This window comes from Providencia sp. PROV080, from assembly GCF_033688105.1.
In the GTDB taxonomy this organism is placed as follows: Bacteria; Pseudomonadota; Gammaproteobacteria; order Enterobacterales; family Enterobacteriaceae; genus Providencia; species Providencia zhejiangensis.
This window is the reverse complement of the sequence record NZ_CP096346.1, coordinates 2,094,894-2,117,575: the sequence shown is the minus strand read 5'-3', so window position 1 is coordinate 2,117,575 and position 22,682 is coordinate 2,094,894. Positions and strand designations below refer to the sequence as shown.

16 protein-coding genes and 1 riboswitch are annotated in these 22,682 nt (G+C 42.7%); of the genes, 12 read left to right on the top strand and 4 right to left on the bottom strand.

Annotation, left to right across the window (positions count from 1 at the left end; genetic code table 11):
- Positions 1 to 125: 125 nt before the first annotated feature.
- The 10 genes from mgtE (at position 126) to fbaB (ending at position 17,304) form a co-directional block, all read left to right on the top strand.
- Positions 126 to 1,586: a magnesium transporter gene (gene mgtE / locus M1F03_RS09235; protein WP_154625008.1), complete on the top strand. Its 1,461-nt coding sequence runs from the start codon at positions 126 to 128 to the stop codon at positions 1,584 to 1,586.
- A 595-nt stretch (positions 1,587 to 2,181) separates the two neighbouring features.
- A complete protein-coding gene (locus M1F03_RS09230) occupies positions 2,182 to 3,537 on the top strand; it encodes an MFS transporter (RefSeq protein WP_154624051.1) in 1,356 nt (451 codons plus the stop codon).
- 271 nt (positions 3,538 to 3,808) lie between these two features.
- The gene (locus M1F03_RS09225; RefSeq protein WP_154624052.1) at positions 3,809 to 5,047 is read left to right on the top strand and encodes an MdtA/MuxA family multidrug efflux RND transporter periplasmic adaptor subunit; all 1,239 of its coding nucleotides are present in this window, start codon (positions 3,809 to 3,811) and stop codon (positions 5,045 to 5,047) included.
- A complete protein-coding gene (locus M1F03_RS09220; protein ID WP_318839912.1) occupies positions 5,047 to 8,169 on the top strand; it encodes an MdtB/MuxB family multidrug efflux RND transporter permease subunit in 3,123 nt (1,040 codons plus the stop codon). The genes M1F03_RS09225 and M1F03_RS09220 overlap by 1 nt, the downstream gene beginning before the upstream one ends.
- Positions 8,169 to 11,243, top strand: a complete 3,075-nt coding sequence (gene mdtC / locus M1F03_RS09215) for a multidrug efflux RND transporter permease subunit MdtC (RefSeq protein ID WP_318839911.1) — start codon at positions 8,169 to 8,171, stop codon at positions 11,241 to 11,243. The genes M1F03_RS09220 and mdtC overlap by 1 nt, the downstream gene beginning before the upstream one ends.
- 9 nt (positions 11,244 to 11,252) lie before the next feature.
- On the top strand, positions 11,253 to 12,647 hold the full coding sequence (gene baeS / locus M1F03_RS09210; protein WP_154624055.1) for a two-component system sensor histidine kinase BaeS: 1,395 nt from the start codon (positions 11,253 to 11,255) through the stop codon (positions 12,645 to 12,647).
- Positions 12,644 to 13,339: a two-component system response regulator BaeR gene (baeR, locus tag M1F03_RS09205; protein WP_163861431.1), complete on the top strand. Its 696-nt coding sequence runs from the start codon at positions 12,644 to 12,646 to the stop codon at positions 13,337 to 13,339. Before baeS ends, baeR begins: the two co-directional genes overlap by 4 nt.
- 146 nt (positions 13,340 to 13,485) lie before the next feature.
- Entirely contained in the window at positions 13,486 to 14,865 is a 1,380-nt protein-coding gene (gene yegQ / locus M1F03_RS09200) for a tRNA 5-hydroxyuridine modification protein YegQ (protein ID WP_154624056.1), read from the top strand.
- Between the two features lie 437 nt (positions 14,866 to 15,302).
- Entirely contained in the window at positions 15,303 to 16,208 is a 906-nt protein-coding gene (gene yegS / locus M1F03_RS09195) for a lipid kinase YegS (RefSeq protein ID WP_154624057.1), read from the top strand.
- Between the two features lie 46 nt (positions 16,209 to 16,254).
- Positions 16,255 to 17,304, top strand: coding sequence for a class I fructose-bisphosphate aldolase (gene fbaB / locus M1F03_RS09190; protein WP_154624058.1), 1,050 nt, complete (start codon positions 16,255 to 16,257; stop codon positions 17,302 to 17,304).
- Between the two features lie 206 nt (positions 17,305 to 17,510).
- Here fbaB and thiD read toward each other — a convergent pair whose 3' ends face one another.
- Positions 17,511 to 18,308, bottom strand: a complete 798-nt coding sequence (gene thiD, locus M1F03_RS09185; protein WP_251464071.1) for a bifunctional hydroxymethylpyrimidine kinase/phosphomethylpyrimidine kinase — start codon at positions 18,306 to 18,308, stop codon at positions 17,511 to 17,513.
- Positions 18,309 to 18,359: 51 nt separating this feature from the next.
- Positions 18,360 to 18,450, bottom strand: a riboswitch (TPP riboswitch).
- Positions 18,451 to 18,757: 307 nt separating this feature from the next.
- Between thiD and pagP the strand changes: the two genes are divergently transcribed.
- Positions 18,758 to 19,285, top strand: a complete 528-nt coding sequence (pagP, locus tag M1F03_RS09180; protein WP_230085874.1) for a lipid IV(A) palmitoyltransferase PagP — start codon at positions 18,758 to 18,760, stop codon at positions 19,283 to 19,285.
- Between the two features lie 74 nt (positions 19,286 to 19,359).
- Here pagP and M1F03_RS09175 read toward each other — a convergent pair whose 3' ends face one another.
- The 3 genes from M1F03_RS09175 to mgrB all read right to left on the bottom strand — a co-directional run bounded on the left by M1F03_RS09175 (position 19,360) and on the right by mgrB (position 21,519).
- Positions 19,360 to 19,776, bottom strand: coding sequence for a GFA family protein (locus M1F03_RS09175; protein WP_154624061.1), 417 nt, complete (start codon positions 19,774 to 19,776; stop codon positions 19,360 to 19,362).
- 52 nt (positions 19,777 to 19,828) lie between these two features.
- Positions 19,829 to 21,211 carry an amino acid permease gene (locus M1F03_RS09170; RefSeq protein ID WP_196713165.1) on the bottom strand — a complete coding sequence of 461 codons (1,383 nt, stop codon included), beginning with the start codon at positions 21,209 to 21,211 and terminating at the stop codon, positions 19,829 to 19,831.
- A gap of 197 nt (positions 21,212 to 21,408) precedes the next feature.
- The gene (gene mgrB / locus M1F03_RS09165) at positions 21,409 to 21,519 is read right to left on the bottom strand and encodes a PhoP/PhoQ regulator MgrB (RefSeq protein WP_257759835.1); all 111 of its coding nucleotides are present in this window, start codon (positions 21,517 to 21,519) and stop codon (positions 21,409 to 21,411) included.
- Between the two features lie 619 nt (positions 21,520 to 22,138).
- Here mgrB and M1F03_RS09160 point away from each other — a divergent pair.
- Entirely contained in the window at positions 22,139 to 22,522 is a 384-nt protein-coding gene (locus M1F03_RS09160; protein WP_154624064.1) for a helix-turn-helix domain-containing protein, read from the top strand.
- Positions 22,523 to 22,682 lie beyond the last annotated feature (160 nt).

Sequence of the window (22,682 nt, the reverse complement as noted above, 5' to 3'; positions counted from 1 at the left end):
TTAATTTGCCTTGATTGTTGATATTTATTTGGGTTAACGATCAATAAATGGCAAAATATACGTGTTTTTTCGCCAATGGATCCACACAGGTACGCCAAGTACCCGTCATTGTTTTAAGGATTAAAATGTCACAACCTGCTTCCTCAATCGATGCGGTACCAACAATCAATCCGCATTCTCAGAAACTGGCTCACATCCGCCAGCAGATTCTGACGCTATTTTTGGATGATGAAGAATTTGTCCAAACGCTTGTCGAACATGACCAACACGCTATCTTAAGCGATAAGGCTCTTAGCGAAAAAATCAATGCAGTCAAAGAACTCCTCATTGATTTACACGCCGCCGATATTGCCGATATTTTAGAGATGTTACCTTATGATGAGCGTCTAGCGCTATGGCGTCTCGTCGATAACACGGAACGTGGTGAAGTGTTAGTCGAGGCTTCTGTCGCCGTTTGGGATAGCCTGATCAAGGATATGTCTGACAGGGAATTACTTCGCGCTGTTGCTAACTTACATGTTGATGAACAAGCGTATATTGCAGAGCATTTACCACAAGATACCATGCGTAGGCTACTCACCTACCTTGACCCGAGCTTACGAAGTCGTATTCGTGAAGTTCTGCAATATGCAAAAGACAGCGTCGGACAAATGATGGATTTTGAGTTCGTCACTGTCCGCCCCAATGTCACTTTAAAAACAGTTCAACGTTATCTCCGCCAACGTGGAAAAATCCCTGAAGCAACAGATAAAATTTTCGTCGTCGATAGTCATAATTATTTGCAGGGTGAACTCCCCCTCACGACGATATTAACGCAATCACCAGAGCGTATTGTCGCTGATGTCATGAAAACAGACACGGTCACCTTCTTACCCGATGAAAAAGGTGAAGATGCAGCCAGTGCGTTCGAACGTTATGACTTGATTTCAGCAGCTGTTGTCGACAGTAACGGCCTATTGATGGGACGGTTAACCGTTGAAGATATCGTTGATAATTTAAACGAAGAGAATGACAACAGTATCCGTCGTATGGGGGGGTTGAGCCCAGAAGAGGATGTGTTTGCCCCTGTTGGTCAAGCGGTGAAAACGCGTTGGACTTGGCTTGCCATTAACCTTTGTACGGCATTCATTGCATCTCGTGTTATCGGTGTCTTTGAGGACACGATCTCCCAACTAGTCGCCTTAGCGACCTTAATGCCTATCGTTGCCGGAATTGGAGGCAATACAGGTAACCAAACCATTACTATGATTGTGCGTGCAATCGCACTTCACCAAATCCAAACAGGTAGTTTCTCATTCTTAATGTTGAGAGAACTGGGGGTTGCCTTTATTAATGGTGTCGTTTGGGGGGGAATTATGGGGGTGATTACCTATTTCCTCTATGGTGACCTCGCAATGGGCGCAGTCATGACATTAGCAATGATCCTCAACTTGCTGATGGCGGCCATTATGGGCGTTCTTATCCCATTGATTATGCTCAAAGTGGGTAAAGATCCGGCTATCGGTTCTAGTGTTATGATCACTGCAATTACCGATACTGGTGGTTTCTTTATCTTCTTAGGTTTAGCAACGCTGTTTTTGGTTTAACCCCTTTTGGCATACCCAGAAAATTACACTCTGGGTATGCCAATTATAATACTTAGCCTACCCCATTACTCACATTATTCATTTCAAACTCTCTCCCAATAATTACACGCTTTTTGATTGTTTTTTATTTTCTCGCATTTTACGACGCTGTTGATTGTCATTATTGAAATAATTCATGACAAATAATGAAATTAATTATTTGTGACTGGATTGATGAATTAATCAACAAAAACAGCAATAAATCGCCTTATTTTCTCTTAATTCAAAAATGAGAATATATGATCTGCTGCAAAAAATTATTTATTAACATCATATAATGTGATTGTTTTGCGTGATGAAATATATAATTAAACAAAGATATATAGTTAGATTATTCATCTTGTTTACAGAGTTGCAGTTTACAAAATATGGAATTTTCTGCTATAAATGAGTGCATGCATAAAGATACAGCGTATTAACTAGGTTGTTCCATCCAAGGTTTTATACCACTTATCTGCACACATCTAATATTATTTACTGTCTGCGACAGTAAATTTAGCGGTTATTCCGAATTTAAAATAAAAAAATATATTCGGTATTTGAAAAGGATAATATTATGACATCGCAAACAACCAGCCAGCCCTCGGCAAGGCCTTTGAGAAAAGAAGATTATAAAACATTAGGGTTGTCATCTTTAGGTGGAACCCTTGAATTTTATGATTTCGTCATTTTCGTCTTTTACGCGAAAATTATTTCTCAGCTATTTTTCCCTGGTGATAATGAGTTTTTAGCTCTGATGGCAACACTAGGTTTGTTTGCTGCGGGTTATCTTGCTCGCCCGCTTGGTGGCATTATCATGGCGCACTTTGGCGATAAAATCGGTCGTAAGAAAATGTTTACTCTTAGCATTTTCTTAATGGCCTTCCCAACCTTTGTCATTGGTTTCTTGCCTACCTACGCCACAATTGGCGCCGCTGCACCATTATTGCTTCTGTTGATGCGTATTATGCAGGGTGCGGCTATTGGTGGTGAAATGCCAGGCGCATGGGTATTTATTGCGGAACATACCCCCAAACAACGCTATGGCCTTGGCGTCGGTACGTTAACATCTGGTATCACTGGTGGCATCTTATTAGGCTCCATTGTCGCCATCATTATTGAACGTAGCTATAGCGCTCAGGAAATTCATGATTTCGCATGGCGTATTCCCTTTATTCTTGGTGGTGTTTTTGGCTTTATTTCCGTTTATTTACGTCGTTTCTTAGAAGAAACCCCTATTTTTAAAGAACTGGCGGCAAAAAAAGCGTTAGCAAAAGAGTTACCTGTTAAAACGGTGATAAAATCGCATAAACAAGCATGTATGATCACTGCGGCACTGACTTGGTCATTATCTACCGCTATCGTTGTGACCATTTTGATGACCCCTGATGTTGTGCTTAAAGGCCTTTACCAGATCGACCGTGATATCGCACTGCAAGCAAACTGCGCTGCAACTTTAACATTAACGTTAGGCTGTATCTTCTGGGGTTGGTTTGGCGATAAAATGGGTACCCGTGCCTCAATGACCTTGTCATGGGGGGGGTTGGCCGTCACTGCCTTGTATTTTTATTCGTCTTTATCCACGGATATTGCAGCCTCAACATTAATATTTAACTATGCATTGATGGGCTTTTTTGTGGGTGCTATCGCGACTACCCCTATTATCAGTACTCGCGCATTTCCACCTGAAATTCGTTTTTCGGGTTTATCATTTGCCTATAACGTGGCTTACGCCATCTTTGGTGGATTAACGCCTATCTTAACCGGAGCATGGTTACAACAATCTCATATGGCGCCAGCGTATTATGTGGCGGGAGTCTCTTTATTAGCCGTTGCTGTTGCTTACCTGCCATTAGCTTGGAAAGGATGGACCGCCAACAGCGAAGCAGAACAGAATAAAGTTGGCGCATTAAACACCAGCGCATCACGCTAATGTGACCCCCTCTGTTATGTTATTTGTTTATAAACCTGTGGTTGTTAATCGCCACAGGTTTTTTTATACAATTTAATCTGCTAACCTGCTTATTCTGCACACTAGTTGACGTTTTTTTCATATTTCCTTCATTTTTACGTGTAACCCCCACGTTAAACTATTAACATAACGCAACTGACTAATTTTTAACTATATAGCAGATGCATATCTGCGACTTTGTCCTTCTAATGTGATGTTTTTCTACTTGTTGTTGAGCTAAGCGAAAATTTAAATGAATAAACAAAAACGCCGTACTACATTCACCCGTTCAGCCATTTTCGTTGCCGTCATAATCGCTGCCGGTGCAGGTTGGTATTTTTATTCGCAAGAAAATCCTTCCAGTACCACGCAAAATAATTCCAATACCCCGCGGCCGACACGACCTAGTGGAATGCCAAATCGCATGCTCGCACCTGTTCAATACGCTAATGCGGTGGAAAAAGTTGTTCCTCGTTACTTAACTGGCCTTGGCACTGTTCAGGCTGCAAACGTCGTCACTGTCACCAGCCGCGTTGAAGGACAATTAATGTCATTGCATTTTACTGAAGGCCAACAAGTGCAAGCGGGTGATTTACTTGCTGAAATTGATCCGCGTCCATTTGAAGTACAATTAGCACAAGCCGAAGGTCAGCTTGCTAAAGATAAAGCAACTTTGGCGAATGCTCGACTAGATTTAAGCCGTTATCAAAAATTAGCCAATACGAAGGTTATTTCACAACAAGAACTCGATAATCAGCGAGCCTTAGTGTTACAAGCAGAAGGCAGTATTAAAGTCGATCAAGCATCTGTTGATAACGCAAAATTACAGCTCACTTACAGTAAGATCACCGCCCCAATTTCAGGGCGCGTCGGTTTAAAACAAGTCGATGTAGGTAACTTCATTTCAGCTGGCAGCGCAACTCCTCTGGTCGTGATCACACAAACTCAACCTGCTGATGTCATATTTGCCCTGCCTGAAGGCGATATTCCCGCGGTTCAAAAAGCCCAATTATCCGGTCAAAAAGTCAAAGTCGAAGCGTGGGATCGCAATAATATTGCGATGATTAGTGAAGGCTACCTCTTGAGCACCGACAACCAAATAGACCCAGCCACCGGCACATTAAAAATGAAAGCCCGTTTCACGAACGAGTTACAAAGCTTATTCCCTAACCAATTTGTCAATATCAAAATGCAGGTCGAAACACTGCAAAATGCCGTTGTCATACCGACTGCTGCTTTGCAAATGGGGAATGAAGGCCATTATGTTTGGGTATTAAGTGATGATAACCATGTGAGTAAAAAATCCGTCACTGTTGGAATGCAAGATAGTCATCAAGTCGTGATTGAAAGTGGTCTAACCGCGAATACAAAAGTGATTACTGACGGTGTTGATCGTTTAACGGATGGTACCAGCGTTGAGGTCGTGAATAGTGAAACGGTCGCTAAATCAGCCAAACCGCAAAAAAATAAAAATACAGCGGAGAAAGCCTGATGCAGCCAGGGATCCAAAAAGGTGGCGGCCCTTCTCGTCTATTTATTCTACGTCCCGTCGCCACAACCTTATTTATGGTCGCGATCTTACTCGCAGGGATTATCGGTTATCGTTTTCTCCCTGTATCTGCATTACCTGAAGTGGACTATCCAACGATTCAGGTCGTGACGCTCTACCCTGGCGCTAGCCCTGAAGTCATGACATCGGCGGTAACTGCACCGTTAGAAACACAATTTGGGCAAATGTCAGGTCTTAAGCAAATGTCTTCGCAAAGTTCAGGCGGCGCTTCAGTGATCACACTGATGTTCCAGCTCACTTTGCCATTAGAGGTTGCAGAGCAAGAAGTTCAAGCCGCGATTAATTCAGCGTCCAGTTTATTGCCCTCTGATTTGCCCTATCCGCCAATTTACAACAAAGTTAACCCTGCTGACCCACCGATATTAACACTTGCGGTAACTTCAGATGCGATGCCTCTAACGCAAGTACAAGATATTATTGAAAACCGTATTGCTCAGAAAATCTCTCAAGTCAATGGTGTCGGTCTTGTGACACTGGCAGGTGGACAACGCCTAGCGGTTCGTGTCAGTTTGAATCCACAAGCAATGGCAGCAAAAGGCTTAGACAGTGATACTATTCGCACTGCGATCAACAATGCCAACGTGAACTCTGCAAAAGGGAGTTTCGATGGCCCTACCCGAGCTGTCACCCTATCAGCCAATGACCAAATGAAGTCACTGGATGATTATCGTCGTTTAATTGTTGCTTTCCAGAATGGGGCGCCGGTACGACTTGGTGATATAGCGACAATCGAGCAAGCCGCAGAGAATGCTTATTTGGGTGCTTGGGCCAATACGCAACAAGCGATTGTCATTAATATTCAACGCCAACCTGGCGCTAATGTTATCGAAACGACAGATACTATCCGCAATTTACTGCCTGAATTAATCGAGACACTGCCTAAATCAGTGGATGTTAAAATCTTAACGGATAGAACTAGCACGATTCGAGCCTCTGTCAACGATGTGCAATTCGAATTAATGCTTGCTATCGCACTGGTTGTCATGGTGATCTACCTGTTCCTCCGTAATGGTATCGCTACGTTAATTCCCGGTATTGCCGTTCCGCTTTCCTTGGTAGGCACCTTCGCCGTTATGTATTTTTGCGGTTTCTCCGTCAATAACCTCACATTAATGGCATTAACTATTGCCACAGGCTTTGTCGTGGATGATGCGATTGTGGTCATTGAGAATATTTCCCGTTATCTCGAACAAGGGGATAAACCCGTCGTAGCAGCCCTAAAGGGAGCCGGTGAAATCGGGTTTACCATCATTTCACTGACATTCTCGCTCGTGGCTGTTCTGATCCCGTTACTGTTTATGGGGGATATCGTTGGTCGCTTATTCCGTGAATTTGCTATAACCCTTGCAGTTGCTATCCTCATCTCTGCCGTGGTTTCATTAACACTCACGCCAATGATGTGTGCGCGTTTATTAAAACCCGAGTCAGAACATAAGTATAATCGCTTTGAAATCGCTTGTGAGCGTTTCTTCGATAGCATGATTGCAGGTTATGCAATTTGGCTCAAACGTGTATTAAATCATCGTTGGTTAACACTTTCTGTGGCTATCGGTACCTTGGTTCTAACTGTATTACTGTATATGTGGATCCCAAAAGGTTTCTTCCCATTACAAGATGGTGGGATTATTCAAGGTACCATTGAAAGCCGTCAATCGATTTCATTTGCAGCAATGTCGCAAAAACAGCAAGAAGTGGCCGAAAAATTATTGGCAGATCCGGCGGTCGAAAATATCACGACTTATGTGGGCGTCGATGGAACCAATGCAACACTGAATAACGGACGTATTCAAATTACCTTGAAACCATTAGACGAGCGCCCTGATCGTGTAAGTACCATTATTCCGCGCTTGCAACAAATAGCGAATACTGTCTCAGGTGTCAATTTATACTTGCAACCGATGCAAGACCTCACTATCGATACACAATTAGCGCGGACGCAATATCAATTTACCTTGCAAGCCAGCTCTTTGGATGAGCTAACTTTATGGGTGCCTAAATTACTGGCGGAATTAAAACAACAACCTGAATTAGTGGATGTCAGTAGTGACTGGCAAGACAAAGGGTTAGTTGCCTACGTTAATGTTGACCGAGATACAGCAAGTCGTTTTGGTATTAGCATGTCAGCTATCGATAATGCCTTATATAATGCCTTCGGTCAGCGCATGATCTCAACCATTTACACCCAGTCTAACCAATATCGTGTCATTCTGGAGCATAATACACAAACCCGTGATGGCATCGACGCATTAAATGATGTCCGTCTGAAAGGAACTGATGGCGCAATAGTTCCATTGAGTACCTTAGTCAACATTCAGGAAGGTTATGGCCCGCTAGCCATCAATCATTTAGATCAGTTCCCAGCGACAACATTCTCGTTCAACCTTGCTGAAGGTGCCTCTCTAGAATCAGCGGTAAATGCCGTCAAAAACGCTGAGGCGCAAATTGAAATGCCTAAATCAATTACCACTCAATTTCAAGGCGCTACACTCGCTTTTGAAGCGGCGTTAAGTAGTACCGTTTGGTTGATTGCCGCGGCGATTGTCGCTATGTATATCGTGCTAGGTATTTTATATGAAAGCTTTATTCACCCGATTACAATACTGTCAACGCTTCCAACTGCGGGGGTGGGTGCATTACTTGCCTTAATGATGGCAGGCAGTGAACTCGATGTGATTGCGGTGATTGGTATCATATTGCTGATCGGGATAGTTAAAAAGAACGCTATCATGATGATTGACTTTGCTCTTGCTGCTGAACGCCAGCAAGGCATGTCGCCTAAAGAGGCTATCTACCAAGCTTGCTTATTACGCTTCCGCCCAATACTCATGACAACCATGGCCGCATTACTGGGGGCATTACCTCTCATGTTGAGCTCAGGGGTCGGCGCAGAGCTACGCCAACCACTGGGGATTTGTATGGTGGGAGGGCTAATTATGAGCCAAATCTTAACCTTATTTACGACGCCTGTAATCTACCTGTTATTTGATAGTCTTTCCAATAACTTAAAAGCCCGTCGTCAAAGCCGTAAACAACAGGTGTCATAATGAAGCGTTTCTTTGCACTGTTCATTAGCCGCCCTGTAGCGACCACATTGATTAGCGTCGCCATTTCGCTATGTGGCGCGCTGAGCTTTATTTTCTTACCTGTTGCCCCGTTGCCGCAGGTTGATTACCCCGTGATAAACGTGACAGCGTCACTTCCGGGCGCCTCTCCTGAAACAATGGCCTCTTCTATTGCGACCCCTCTTGAGCGTTCATTAGGGAGTATCGCGGGTATTAGTGAGATGACCTCCAGCAGTGCACTGGGTCGTACGACAATTACATTAGAATTTAATCTTAATAAAGATATCAATAATGCAGCTCGTGAAGTGCAAGCGGCGATTAATGCAGCACAAAACCTGTTGCCAAGCGGTATGCCAAGCAAACCTAGATACTATAAATCGAACCCATCCGATGCTCCCATCATGATTTTGACATTAACGTCAAAAACCCTGAGTACGGGTGAGATTTATGATATTGCATCAACCCGTTTATCACAGCGTATCGCACAAATTGAAGGCGTGAGTGAAGTTTCTGTTGGTGGGGGTTCGCTGCCTGCTGTTCGAGTTGAACTCAATCCAACGGCCTTGTTTAATCAAGGTGTATCGCTTGATAAAGTGCGTTCGGCGATAAGCAGTGCCAACGTGCGTCAGCCTCAAGGCTATATCAATGATGATGACAAACGCTGGCAAGTGCAAACCAATGATGAATTAAAGAAAGCCGCGGATTATCGCCCCATTATTGTCCACTATCAAGATGGCAATGCCGTCAAATTAAGTGATGTCGCCAACGTTAAAGACTCCATCCAAGATGTGCGTACCGCAGGTATGTCTGGAGGAGAACCCGCTGTATTGATTGTCATCCGTCGTGAAGCGGGGGCAAACATTATTGAAACGGTTAATCGAATTCGTGCTGAACTGCCCGAATTTCAAAATATGATCCCCGCAGCAATTGATTTAAAAGTCGCGCAGGATAGAACGCCAACGATCCGTGCATCCCTGGTTGAAGTTGAGCGCGCACTCATCATTGCAATCGCTTTAGTTATACTTGTCGTTTTACTGTTTCTACGCTCAGGGCGCGCAACGCTAATACCCGCAATTGCGGTACCTGTTTCCTTAATTGGCACCTTTACTGCCATGTATCTTTGTGGATTCAGTTTAAATAATTTGTCATTGATGGCACTCACCGTTGCAACCGGTTTTGTGGTAGATGATGCCATTGTGGTACTCGAAAATATCTCACGTCATATTGAAAATGGCACTAAACCCTTTATTGCCGCGGTCAGAGGGGTTAGCGAAGTCGGATTTACCGTTGTTTCCATGAGCGTTTCCCTTGTTGCCGTATTTATTCCGTTGCTTTTAATGGAAGGATTGGTTGGGCGTCTATTCCGTGAATTTGCTATCACACTCGCCACCGCCATTGGCATATCATTGGTTATCTCACTGACACTCACACCGATGATGTGCGCCCATTTATTAAAAAAACGGATTATAAAAACCGACAAGCCTAATAGCACTCACCGTTATTTACAGCGGATACAAGAAAGTTACGGCGTCACGTTAAATTGGGTGTTATCACATAAACGCAGTGTGCTAGCGATTTTATTTGCGACAATTGGGCTCAATATCTATTTGTATATCGCTATCCCTAAAACGTTTTTTCCTGAGCAAGATACGGGGCGTTTACTCGGTTTTGTTCGTGCTGACCAAAGTATCTCATTTCAAGCGATGAAAGAAAAAATGACGCGCTTTATGCAGCAAGTCAAAGCTGATCCTGCCGTCGAAAGTGTCACAGGTTTTACAGGCGGTAGTCGCGTGAATAGTGGTTCTATGTTTATTTCTTTAAAGCCACTCGATGAACGCACAGAGAGCGCCAATGCGGTCATTAATCGATTGAGAGCTAAGTTAGCCAAAGAACCGGGCGCTAACTTATTTATGATGCCAGTACAAGATATTCGTGTTGGTGGTCGGCAAGCAAACTCCAGCTATCAATTTTCACTATTAGCCGATGAACTCAATGCCCTACGCGAGTGGGAACCCGCAATACGTAAAGCTATTGCAGACCTTCCTCAAGTCACCGATGTGAACTCGGATAAGGAAGATAAAGGCGCTGAAATGGCTATGACCTATGATAGAGATTTAATGGCTCAATTAGGTATCGATGTCCGGATTGCTAATGACCTATTGAATAACGCTTTTGGTCAGCGTCAAGTTTCCACCATTTATGAGTCCATGAACCAATATAAGGTCGTCATGGAGGTTGCTCCTGAGTACACTCAAGATGTCAGCTCACTGGATAAGATGTTTGTTATCAATAGTAACGGTGAAGCGATACCATTGTCTTATTTCGCTCGCTGGCAACCTGCAAATGCACCATTAAGCGTAAACCATCAAGGCCTATCGGCATCCTCAACCATTGCCTTCAACGTCGCTGAGGGGTATACCCTTGAAGAGGCTATTTCAGCAATCGAAAAAACAATGACAGCGCTTGGCGTCCCCTCCACGGTTAGAGGGACGTTTGCAGGCACGGCTCAAATATTTCAAGACACTCTAAAATCACAATTATTTTTGATTTTTGCCGCGATTATCACCGTATACTTAGTGTTAGGTATCTTGTATGAAAGCTATATTCACCCATTAACCATCTTATCGACATTGCCTTCGGCTGGTGTTGGTGCTTTACTCGCTTTGGAGCTATTTAATACCCCATTTAGCCTAATCGCGCTAATCGGGATCATGCTTCTCATCGGTATAGTGAAGAAGAACGCCATTATTATGGTTGATTTTGCAATCCAAGCTCAACGTAATGAAGGTTTAACGGCCCGTGACGCTATTTTCCGCGCCAGTTTACTCCGTTTTAGACCTATTTTAATGACTACGCTTGCAGCAATCTTTGGCGCCCTACCACTCGCGTTAGGAAGTGGTGATGGTGCAGAGTTACGTCAACCATTGGGTATCACGATTGTGGGTGGCTTGGTGATGAGTCAGCTTCTCACCTTATTTACCACACCCGTCGTGTATTTATGCTTTGATCAACTCAGACAGCGTTATAGCAAAAAAGCAGTAAAGCTTACTCATTAAGGCAACATAATGAAACTGAGATTTAATAGTGTCAGCACCCGATTGTTTTTGGCCATTTTTGCCACCTGCATACTGCTTGTTGTTATCATGCACCAAGGTGTGCGCATGAGCTTTCAACATGGTTTTATCGATTATATTCGCGAGAATGATCAACAGCGTACTGAACTTATTGCCGATGCTCTTGCTGAACAATACGATGAAACCGGCAGCTGGCGTTTTTTAATACGGAATGAACGTGCCTTTTTTCATATTTTACGCAGCATAGAACATCACCAACGTGCCCTTCCTCCTACCAAACCAAAAGGTTGGCGTTCTTATTTTTGGGTTTACGATAGCCAAGATCAGTTGATTTTAGGCCGTGATGTTCCTTTACCGGATGATGTCATCCGTCAACCAGTCGTCACATCCAATGGCAAGACTGTGGGTTGGGTGATTGCCAGTAGTGGCGATGGTATCAGCAGTGAAATTGACCGCCGCTTTGATGAACAACAGATGCTAACCAGCTGGCTAATTGCAGGATTATCTTTAGTTGTTGCCTTAATCGCGACTCTTTTGTTAGCAAGAGGCTTTTTAAAGCCCATTAAACGGCTTTTATATGGGACTAATCAGCTTGCTAATGGTGATTTTTCAATCCGTGTTGCGGAAGTCGGCCACGATGAACTGGGGCAATTAGCGAAAGATTTTAACCATTTAGCTTCAACCCTTGAAAAAAATGAACAGATGCGTCGCGACTACATGGCGGATATCTCTCATGAGTTACGAACACCATTATCCGTCTTACAAGGTGAATTAGAAGCGGTACAAGACGGTGTTCGTAAAGCCACCCCTGAGACCATTAATTCTTTACTCGCAGAAACGCAAACATTGATTAAACTCGTCAATGATTTGCATCAACTGTCTCTGTCTGATCGTGGTTCATTAGTGTATCGCATACAGTCTGCGGATATTATTCCATTAATTGATATGACGATTGGCCAAGCCCATTGGCGACTTGAAGAAAAACAGTTAACCGTTGAGGCCAATTTACCTCAGCAGCAAATCATGAATATCGATCCTGACCGTATCCTACAGCTCTTTTATAATTTAATGGAAAATAGCCTACGCTATACCGACCCTCTCGGTAAAATAGTGATTCGAGCCACTGTTGAAAATGACCAGTTTTCCCTTTATTGGGAAGACAGTGCTCCGGGGTTAACGGCACAGCAATGTAGCCACCTGTTCGAACGCTTCTATCGCGCTGAAGAGTCTCGTAGCCGTGCTAGCGGCGGCTCTGGCCTAGGATTGGCAATTTGTTATAATATTATAGAAGCCCATAAAGGAAGCATACATGCTAGCCCTTCTTCTTTAGGTGGCGTATGCATTGCTATCCATTTACCGCTTAATCAAAAGGAAAATGAGCAGTGACAGTATTAGAAACTTCAAGTGCCAATGTATTGGTTGTTGAAGATGAGCCAAAACTTGGACAACTACTGTACGATTATCTTCACGCCGCTGGGTACCAGCCTTCACTGCTACAAAGGGGTGATGGCGTCGTTGATTATGTGCGACAACATCAGCCGGATATTATCCTACTTGATTTAATGCTGCCGGGTATGGATGGATTGAGCATTTGCCGCGAACTGCGGAAGTTTTGCGAAATACCGATTATTATGGTGACGGCAAAAACCGAAGAGATCGACCGTTTATTAGGTCTTGAAATCGGTGCTGACGACTATATTTGTAAGCCTTTTAGCCCCCGCGAAGTGGTGGCACGCGTGAAAACTATCTTACGACGTTGTCAGCGTCTCCCCATCTCCGATAAAAGCAAGACACAACTGGTCATCGATGAAAATGCTTTTCAGGTTCGCTACGGCGAACAGCTGTTAGAATTGACCCCCGCTGAATTCCGTTTACTGAAATTCTTGTCTGATAACGCCGGAACCGTTTTCTCTCGTGATCAGCTACTTGATATTCTTTATGATGACCATCGTATTGTTACCGATAGAACGATTGATAGCCATGTGAAAAACTTACGTCGTAAACTTGAATCCCTCGACAGTGAAAAAACGTTTATTCGCTCTATTTATGGTCTTGGTTATCGGTGGGATGAGGTCTAGCCTTATTCATTGATACAGGTCAGTTAGACTTACTTTTTGTGGGGAATATTTTGATTTCCTGAAAAATCGCGCTAAAATCAGCTCCCTTTAAAATACTTATCCTCTAAAGGGTAAGTCCTGACTTGACATCAGACAGAGAACCAACCATGTTTACACCAGAATTATTATCTCCAGCAGGTTCGCTAAAGAACATGCGTTACGCCTTTGCTTATGGTGCCGATGCCGTTTATGCGGGACAACCTCGCTATAGCCTGCGCGTACGTAACAACGAATTCAACCATGAAAATCTCGCTAAAGGGATCCAAGAAGCCCACGAGTTAGGTAAGAAATTCTATGTTGTTGTTAACATCGCGCCGCATAATGCCAAACTCAAGACTTTTATCCGTGATCTCACTCCTGTCATTGAAATGGGACCAGATGCATTGATTATGTCTGACCCTGGCTTAATTATGATGGTACGTGAAGCCTTCCCTGACATGGATATTCACCTGTCCGTGCAAGCAAACGCCGTTAACTGGGCATCGGTAAAATTCTGGAAGCAAATGGGGTTAACGCGAGTGATCCTATCGCGTGAGTTATCCCTTGAAGAGATTGCTGAAATTCGTAAGCAAGTGCCTGATATCGAATTAGAAGTGTTTGTTCATGGTGCACTTTGTATGGCTTACTCTGGCCGTTGTCTTCTTTCAGGTTATATTAATAAACGTGACCCCAACCAAGGTACTTGCACCAATGCTTGCCGTTGGGAATATAAAGTCGAAGAAGGTAAAGAAGACGAGGTTGGCAATATCGTCCACATGCATGAGCCTATCCCTGTCAAAAATGTTGCCCCTACGTTAGGCGAAGGCACCCCAACGGATAAAGTATTTATGATTGAGGAAGCAAAGCGTCCAGGTGAATATATGACCGCCTTTGAGGACGAGCATGGCACTTACATCATGAACTCGAAAGACTTACGTGCTATTGAACACGTCGAAAATCTAACAAAAATGGGTGTTCATTCACTGAAAATTGAAGGACGTACAAAGTCATTTTATTATTGTGCACGTACGGCGCAAGTTTATCGTCGTGCTATTGATGATGCTGTTGCAGGCAAACCTTTTGATCCTACCCTTCTTTCAACCTTAGAAGGCTTAGCTCATCGCGGCTACACGGAAGGCTTTTTACGTCGTCATACTCATGATGCTTATCAGACTTATGAGTACGGTTACTCAGTTTCAGAAACGCAGCAATTTGTGGGCGAATTCACAGGAAAACGCGTTAATGGACTTGCTGAGGTTGATGTAAAAAATAAATTCAGTGTTGGTGATAGCCTAGAATTAATGACACCCGCAGGCAATATTGTGTTCACCCTTGAGACGCTTCATAACCGTAAAGGGGAAGCAATTGAAGTGGCACCAGGAAATGGGCATATTGTGTACCTTCCTGTTCCCGATGATGTTGAACTCGATTTTGGTTTATTGATTCGGAATCTGGCAGGCACCACAACACGTTCACCTCATCAGCCAGAAATGACAACTACTGCTTAGTTCAGACACTTATTATCTATTCTGATTATAATGCTAGATATCAATAATTTAATTTATTGATTTTCTAGCATTTTTTATTTCCTCAATTTATATTATTTCCTTATAAAACAGGATTATCAATTGATAATCATTCTCATAAATAGTGATTCTCCGTGAAAATGTATTTAATATCCATTTTTATGCAATAGATCACAACAATTAGCTATTCAATGTCGTATAGTCACAATCGAAAATGAAGAACTAGAAAGTCATAAAATAAGACTAGGAACCACCTCCTTGGCTGGCTCAATCTCCCTTGAGCTAGCCATTTCTTTTTTTACCTCTGCAACTCCCCGTTAATTATACTTATTTTAGCCATGTGATTATTTAATAGTTGCCACTCCCCCAACTATCGGGTCTATACTTTTATCACTCTTTTTTTCATTACAAGGATCAAAATGGCTATCGATAAGCTTCATCGCGCACTCGTTATTCTTAATGGCAAACAAGCAGCCAATCCTGAACTCAGAAAATCAATCTATCAACTACGTGACGAAGGTCATACGATTTGGGTGCGTATCCCATGGGAAAACAGTGAGTTACCTATTTTTATTGAGGAAGCCATAAAGCAAGGCGTAGAAACCATTATTGCAGGCGGCGGTGATGGTACCATCAATGCGGTATCAAGCGCGCTAATGGCTTTACCTGACACACAACGCCCTGCTATGGGGATTTTACCATTAGGAACCGCGAATGATTTCGCCACTAGCGCTAATATTCCTATGGATATCCATGCTGCTTTAGCATTAGCAGTAAAAGGTAAAGCTTTTGCTATCGATATTGCTAGAGTGAATCATGATGCTTTTTTTATGAACATGGCCACTGGGGGATTTGGTACACGCATCACCACAGAAACGCCAGAAGCCCTAAAATCCGCTCTCGGTGGCGCGGCCTATGTGATTAACGGCCTATTACGCCCTGACACCCTAAAAACTGATACCTGTAAAATTGAAACTGAACATTTTAACTGGGAAGGTGAAACTTTAGTCGTCGCCATCGGCAATGGTAAACAAGCAGGTGGAGGTCAGCAACTCACTCCAGAAGCGTTAATCGATGATGGTAAATTGAATTTATTGATCGTGCCTGCGCGTGATGTGATACCCGCCCTACTGACGAATTTATTCACCAATGACAAAAATCAGCATTTAATTGAAAAAACAACTTCTTGGGTCAAAATTTCATCCCCCCATGAAATGGTATTTAATTTGGACGGAGAGCCACTTTCTGGTGAAACTTTCACCTTTGAGTTACTACCTGAAGCGATCCACTGCCGATTACCGCCTCAATGTGGCTTGTTATCTTAAATTTAATGATTAACATCCCCTAGACTTTTGTTAAATGGAGGAAGTCATGACTGATATCGCCAAGCTGTTAGGTTCTGAAGCATCAACGCTTCTTGACCATCGTTGCCAAACCATTCCCCGTGACAGCATTTATTTACCTGGTTCTGATTTTGTCGATCGTGTCATGATCGATAATAACCGCCCCAATAGCGTCCTTCGTTCAATGCAAACTTTATTTAATCATGGTCGCTTAGCGGGAACGGGTTATTTATCTATTCTTCCTGTGGATCAAGGCGTTGAGCATTCAGCAGCAGCCTCATTTGCCGCTAACCCCCTCTATTTTGATCCTAAAAATATTGTAGAGTTGGCCATTGAAGCCGGTTGTAACTGTGTTGCCTCTACCTATGGCGTACTGGCTGCCGTTTCCCGTCGTTATGCTCATAAAATTCCTTTTTTAGTTAAGCTCAATCATAACGAAACCCTTAGTTATCCAGCACAATATGACCAAACACTCTATGCAAGTGTCGAACAAGCATTTGAAATGGGGGCGGTTGCTGTAGGTGCTACCATCTACTTCGGTTCTCATGAGTCTCGTCGCCAAATTGAAGAAATCTCAGCGGCATTTGAACGGGCACATGAACTTGGTATGGTCACAGTTCTCTGGGCTTATTTACGCAACTCCGCATTTAAAAAAGATGGCGTTGATTACCATGCAAGTGCCGATTTAACAGGGCAAGCTAACCACATCGCGGCGACTATTGGCGCTGATATTGTTAAGCAGAAAATGGCTGAAAACAATGGGGGCTATAAAGCCATTGGGTTTGGTCATACTGATGAGCGCGTTTATACCAAACTGACAACAGATAACCCAATCGACCTTGTACGTTATCAATTAGCCAACTGCTACATGGGACGAGCGGGCCTGATCAACTCCGGCGGCGCTTCAGGGCAAAATGATTTAAGTGATTCCGTTCGTACTGCTGTAATCAACAAGCGTGCAGGCGGTATGGGATTAATATTAGGCCGTAAAGCCTTTAAGAAATCGATGAAGGAAGGCGTCGAGTTAATCAATGCCGTGCAAGATGTTTACCTGAATAAAGACATCACCATCGCTTAAGCTTTATCTACCTAACGTCCTCTGATTGCAGGATAAAATTGTTGACAAAGCGGGATAAAAAACCTCTTTTCCCGCTTTATGTTATCAGGAAAAATGATACCAATTTTCCTAATTGATTTTCAATCAGCATAGCCAATATGCCAGCAAGCACGCTCTGTCAATCAGTAACATGGTGCCTTCATAAGAAGGCACTTTTGTGGTTCACCTTACCACCACGCATGAAAATGATGAACAGGCCCGATCCCTTCCCCCACCTCTAAGCTATCCGCATGCTCTAACGCCGCTTGTAAATATGCTTTGGCTTCAGGAATCGTTTGCTGCCAATTAGCAAATCGAGGTCTCAGTGCTGCTAATGCGGCAGACAGAGTGCAGCCTGTACCATGAGTATGACGCGTATTCACTCTTGGTGACGTAAAGCGCCACTCGCCTTCAGGAGTAATCAACCAATCGGGACTTTCACTGTCAGTTAAATGTCCACCTTTCATTAAAACCGCCTGACAGCCCATTTCTAGTAATCGATGCCCTTGACTGAGCATTTGGGCTTCTGTTTTCGCGACTTGTTCATCTAACAATGCCGCCGCTTCAGGTAAATTAGGGGTAATAAGTGAAACCAAAGGCAGAAGCTCACGTCGCATCGCATCAATTGCGTCAGGAAGTAATAATGGGTCACCACTTTTAGCGATCATCACCGTATCTAAAACAATATGAGGAATATGATATTGGTTTAAGGCTTGCGCCACGACAGCAATGACTTCTTGGTTGAATAACATGCCGATCTTAGCGCTATCAATACGCACATCACTAAGTACCGATGCGAGCTGCGCAGCAACAAACGTATCAGGTAATTCGTGAACTGATTGCACACCTCGGGTATTTTGCGCTACCAAAGCAGTCATTACACTCGTTCCATAAGCACCGAGTGCCGAAAACGTTTTTAAATCCGCTTGGATCCCAGCGCCACCAGAAGGGTCTGTTCCAGCAATGGTTAACGCATTGATTCTCATGAAATGTCACTCCTAAGCACAGCATAAGGAGTGGTCTATTGGAAGGTTTATCATTGACGCTTCCGACTTCCCTACGCTGGCATTATCCAGATCAGGTAATACGGGTGCTTCTCAGTCTTAAGCGACGCCCCGAGCCAAAAATACTGAATAAGTATCGCATTTTTTCTCGCAGCAGACCAGCCTATCAGCCATAGCTTTCCTTACATGGCTGATTATGCAGAGACAATTAAGATAATGCCCAATATTAGGCAAATTCAATTAATGCTGTTATAACTCACCTATGTAAACTAAAATAATTAAAGTGTATAAGCATATTATCAGTCATGATAGTCGAGACTTATTACCCATATTTATCTACTTCAATGCCATCGAAACACGCATTAACCTGAATCGGATTTACAATGAGAGTTAATAAAAAATTGCAGCAAGTTGTAGGAGCATCAGCTTTAATGATGACTTCCATCTGCTTCGCGTCATCCACCAACACAGCTCAAGAGTCTGAGGGACTCTGGGATAAATTTACTCGAAATGTCAGTACTACTTGGGATTCGGATCAATACGACATCTATATTCCTGTTTTAACATGGCATAACCGGTTTACTTACGATAAAGAAAAAACCGACAGTTATAATGAAAATCCTTGGGGATTTGGTCTCGGTAAATATCGCTATGATGAAGATAATGACTGGCATGCCTTATATGCTATGGCGTTCATGGACTCACATAACAAAGTCGAGCCAATCGCAGGTTATGCTTTTCAAAAAATGTGGATCCCAGGCGAACTGGATGGTTTTAAAATGGGGGCAGGTTTCACGCTAAGCGTGACGGCTCGTGATGACTACTACTATATTCCATTGCCTCTACCACTCCCATTAGTTTCTATGGAATATGACCGATTAGCGGTTCAAGCCACTTATATTCCAGGAACTCATAATAACGGCAACGTGTTATTTGCCTGGCTTCGTTGGCAGTGGTAATCCGTATTATTCATTAAATAACAACAAAAGTGGTCAGCAACAGTATTCTGTTACTGGCCATTTTGATTGATGCATTATTTTTGATTCGTTGCTTTCCGATAAGTTAAATACCCAACAACACCACCACCGCCATCTTGCGGGTGATTTATGCCATCCATAACATTGACTGTTTCGAAATCAAAAGGCGAAACGCCTTCTAGGCAAGCAACATTCACGCCATATTGTTCAGGATTTGAGCGCCGTTGATGAAAGGTATAAATGCCACAAACAGAACAGAAGAAATGAGCAGCCTGCTGTGTGTTAAACCGATACTCGGTTAACTTTTGTTTGCCTTCAAGAATTTCAATACCAGATAATGGTGCAGAGACTGCAATTGCCCCTCTCATTCGGCAGTAGGAGCAATTGCATCGTCTTAGGGTATTCAATCCATCGGTGAGTGTTACTTTGAATTTAACGCTGCCACAATGGCATTGGGCAAATCGTGTCTCCATAAAGCCTCCCATCAATGAAATGAATAATTACATTAATTGATGTTGAAGCTAATTAATTAGCTGTCGATGCCTTGTTTTTTTCAGCTTCTTGTTTCTTCGCCCCAGAGAACTGATAACCAATCCATAGCACCGCAATCCATACTGGCATGATCAAGACCGAGATCCTTAGCCCATCCATCATTAAGATAATAATTAAAATCATCGCTAAAAAGGCTAAGCACAGGTAATTGCCGAATGGATACCAAATACTTTTAAACTTCGTTTCAATACCTTGTTTGTTCATTTGCGCTCTAAACTTTAAGTTAGAAACACAAATCATAATCCAGTTAAGAACCAGCGTTGTCACAACCAATGTCATCAGTAAAGCAAATGCTTTACCTTCCATGATAAAGTTGATCACAATACCGCCAGAAGTTGCAATACCCGATACGATCAGCGCCATGACAGGCACGCCACCTTTATTTACTTTCGCCATAAATTGAGGGGCATTTTGTTGTTGCGCTAAGCCATATAACATACGGCTTGTACAATAAGCTGCACTATTATACACCGAAAGAGCAGCGATCAAGATAATCACGTTTAATGCATTTGCAACCAGCATGTCACCTAATTCATGGAAAATTAAAACAAATGGACTTGTTTCACCATCTAGATTAACCCATGGGTATAAGGCCAGTAATACCGTTAGTGAGCCTATATAGAAAATCAGGATACGATAAACAACTTGGTTGATCGCCTTCGGAATACTTTTTTCAGGCTCTTCGGCTTCCGCGGCAGTGATCCCAACCAGCTCAAGGCCACCAAATGAGAACATAATAATGGCTAATGCCATTAATAACCCTATAAAATCATTAGCAAAGAAACCACCATGCTCCCATAAGTTAGAGATGCTGGCTTGTGGGCCACCTTTACCGCTCAATAATAAATAACAACCAAAGACAATCATCGCAATTACAGCAATCACTTTAATTAAAGCAAACCAAAATTCGGTTTCGCCATAAGAGCGCACATTGATTAAGTTGACCGCATTAACAGCAATAAAGAAAACAGCAGCAGAGACCCAAATAGGTAAGTCAGGCCACCAACGTCGCATATACTCCCCAGCTGCGGTCAGTTCCGTCATCCCTACGAGGATAAACATAAACCAGTAATTCCAGCCAGACAAGAAGCCTGCAAAACCGCCCCAATACTTAAACGCGAAGTGGCTAAATGAACCTGCAACAGGCTCTTGAACAATCATTTCCCCTAACTGACGCATAATCAGAAAGGCGATAAAACCACATAATGCATACCCTAGTAATACAGAAGGCCCCGCCATCTTAATCGTTGTGGCTATTCCAAGAAACAACCCTGTACCTACGGCGCCCCCCAAAGCAATCAATTGGATATGCCTATTCTTTAATCCACGCTTTAGCGTCTGCTGCTCTTGCGCCATAACTTTACCCTTATCATCCTATGTATTTGCTTGTTATCTCTAATTATTGAGCAAATCATACACGTTTATTTGAATTTTATTATTAACACTATCTCAATACCTACTCTGCCCTATTATGAGCATTTAGCATATTAAATATTGAGGTTACGTGACAAAAATTGCAGAAGGAGCACATTATGACGCATAAAAGAATAAATTCAAAACGGTAACCAGTCAGTGACTCCGCAGATACCATATATAAAGTTTTCGCCGCCTTGGTCGCAAAGGCTATCCATCGCTAAAAGATATAAGAAAATGCAGGTTATCACGATGCAAATACCGATCACCAATTTGTATTTCAACTATGATCTCCCTTAAAAACGGCGTAATACATATTACTTTTCATGGTGTTATAATTAATTCACTCTCGAGTAAGGTGATATGGCTATCTGTCGATGATGGTTAACATAAAATGTTACATCAGTCATTCAAGTAAAGTTTGAGGAAAATAAGCAATTTCCATCCATTTTTGTATTTATGCTCAATTTTCCAACTAATCGTTAAAAACCCAGTTTGATTGACTTTTTTTTCATCAATTCAATGGCAATTCCGCACAACCAGCCTTTGTCATAAACAAATGAAGTTGTGTATACTTCAGCTACTTTATTAAGGGCTATCAGAAGTTAATGTTTATTTTTCAATCATATTGATAAATATTCTGCTCGCCGCTTCATCAATAACGATAGACAAATAGTTTTATACGGGTTCGTCATACCGTGCTAGATTGGTCACGAATGACCCCTACGGAGTTCGGGTATACATGTTTTACTATTGTTCTTTATTACATAATTGAGGAATAATGCTTTAATTAACTCAATTCGACAGAACAACTGTACTTCGAACAAAATTTAACGCCAAAAGGTCAACGACCTCAGTAATTAAATCGAGATGCCACAAGACAACCACTTAGCACTTGTTTATGCCCTAAGCAAATGGATTGAAGAACATTTAGGCCGTGTTATCCATTTAGAAGAGCTTGCTGCCTACTCAGGCTATTCACTTTGGCATATGCAGAAAATTTTTAAAGAAGTCACTGGAATTTCATTGGGTAAGTATATTCGCCAACGCCGACTTGCTGGCGCGGTAAACCTGTTGAGAAACAGCGATCAGTCTATTTTCGATATTGCACTAGACTTTGGGTTTGGTTCACAGTCGCATTTCACCTACATGTTCCGTAAAGAATATGGCATCACGCCATTTGATTTTAGGCAAAATGTTGATATTGATTTAGACGTCAAAGAACCATTACATTTAGCGAACCACCGTGAGTGAAGATGCCTTATTGGCATTGAAACTATCACGTCTCTTCACGCATTCAATGCCATAAGCCATTGTCACTTTAGTAATTTTATATTATCAGCGCACCCGAACTATCCCATAGCGACGAGGCAAGTCCTTGGGATAACGCATTCAATATGCAAAGCCATCTTAC

Coding starts and splice junctions, on each gene's coding strand:
- mdtC (WP_318839911.1), top strand. CDS start 8,169: ATGAAGCGTTTCTTTGCACTGTTCATTAGCCGCCCTGTAGCGACCACA.
- thiD (WP_251464071.1), bottom strand. CDS start 18,308: ATGAGAATCAATGCGTTAACCATTGCTGGAACAGACCCTTCTGGTGGC.
- baeS (WP_154624055.1), top strand. CDS start 11,253: ATGAAACTGAGATTTAATAGTGTCAGCACCCGATTGTTTTTGGCCATT.
- M1F03_RS09175 (WP_154624061.1), bottom strand. CDS start 19,776: ATGGAGACACGATTTGCCCAATGCCATTGTGGCAGCGTTAAATTCAAA.
- yegS (WP_154624057.1), top strand. CDS start 15,303: ATGGCTATCGATAAGCTTCATCGCGCACTCGTTATTCTTAATGGCAAA.
- M1F03_RS09225 (WP_154624052.1), top strand. CDS start 3,809: ATGAATAAACAAAAACGCCGTACTACATTCACCCGTTCAGCCATTTTC.
- yegQ (WP_154624056.1), top strand. CDS start 13,486: ATGTTTACACCAGAATTATTATCTCCAGCAGGTTCGCTAAAGAACATG.
- mgtE (WP_154625008.1), top strand. CDS start 126: ATGTCACAACCTGCTTCCTCAATCGATGCGGTACCAACAATCAATCCG.
- M1F03_RS09170 (WP_196713165.1), bottom strand. CDS start 21,211: ATGGCGCAAGAGCAGCAGACGCTAAAGCGTGGATTAAAGAATAGGCAT.
- fbaB (WP_154624058.1), top strand. CDS start 16,255: ATGACTGATATCGCCAAGCTGTTAGGTTCTGAAGCATCAACGCTTCTT.
- M1F03_RS09220 (WP_318839912.1), top strand. CDS start 5,047: ATGCAGCCAGGGATCCAAAAAGGTGGCGGCCCTTCTCGTCTATTTATT.
- M1F03_RS09230 (WP_154624051.1), top strand. CDS start 2,182: ATGACATCGCAAACAACCAGCCAGCCCTCGGCAAGGCCTTTGAGAAAA.
- M1F03_RS09160 (WP_154624064.1), top strand. CDS start 22,139: ATGCCACAAGACAACCACTTAGCACTTGTTTATGCCCTAAGCAAATGG.
- pagP (WP_230085874.1), top strand. CDS start 18,758: ATGATGACTTCCATCTGCTTCGCGTCATCCACCAACACAGCTCAAGAG.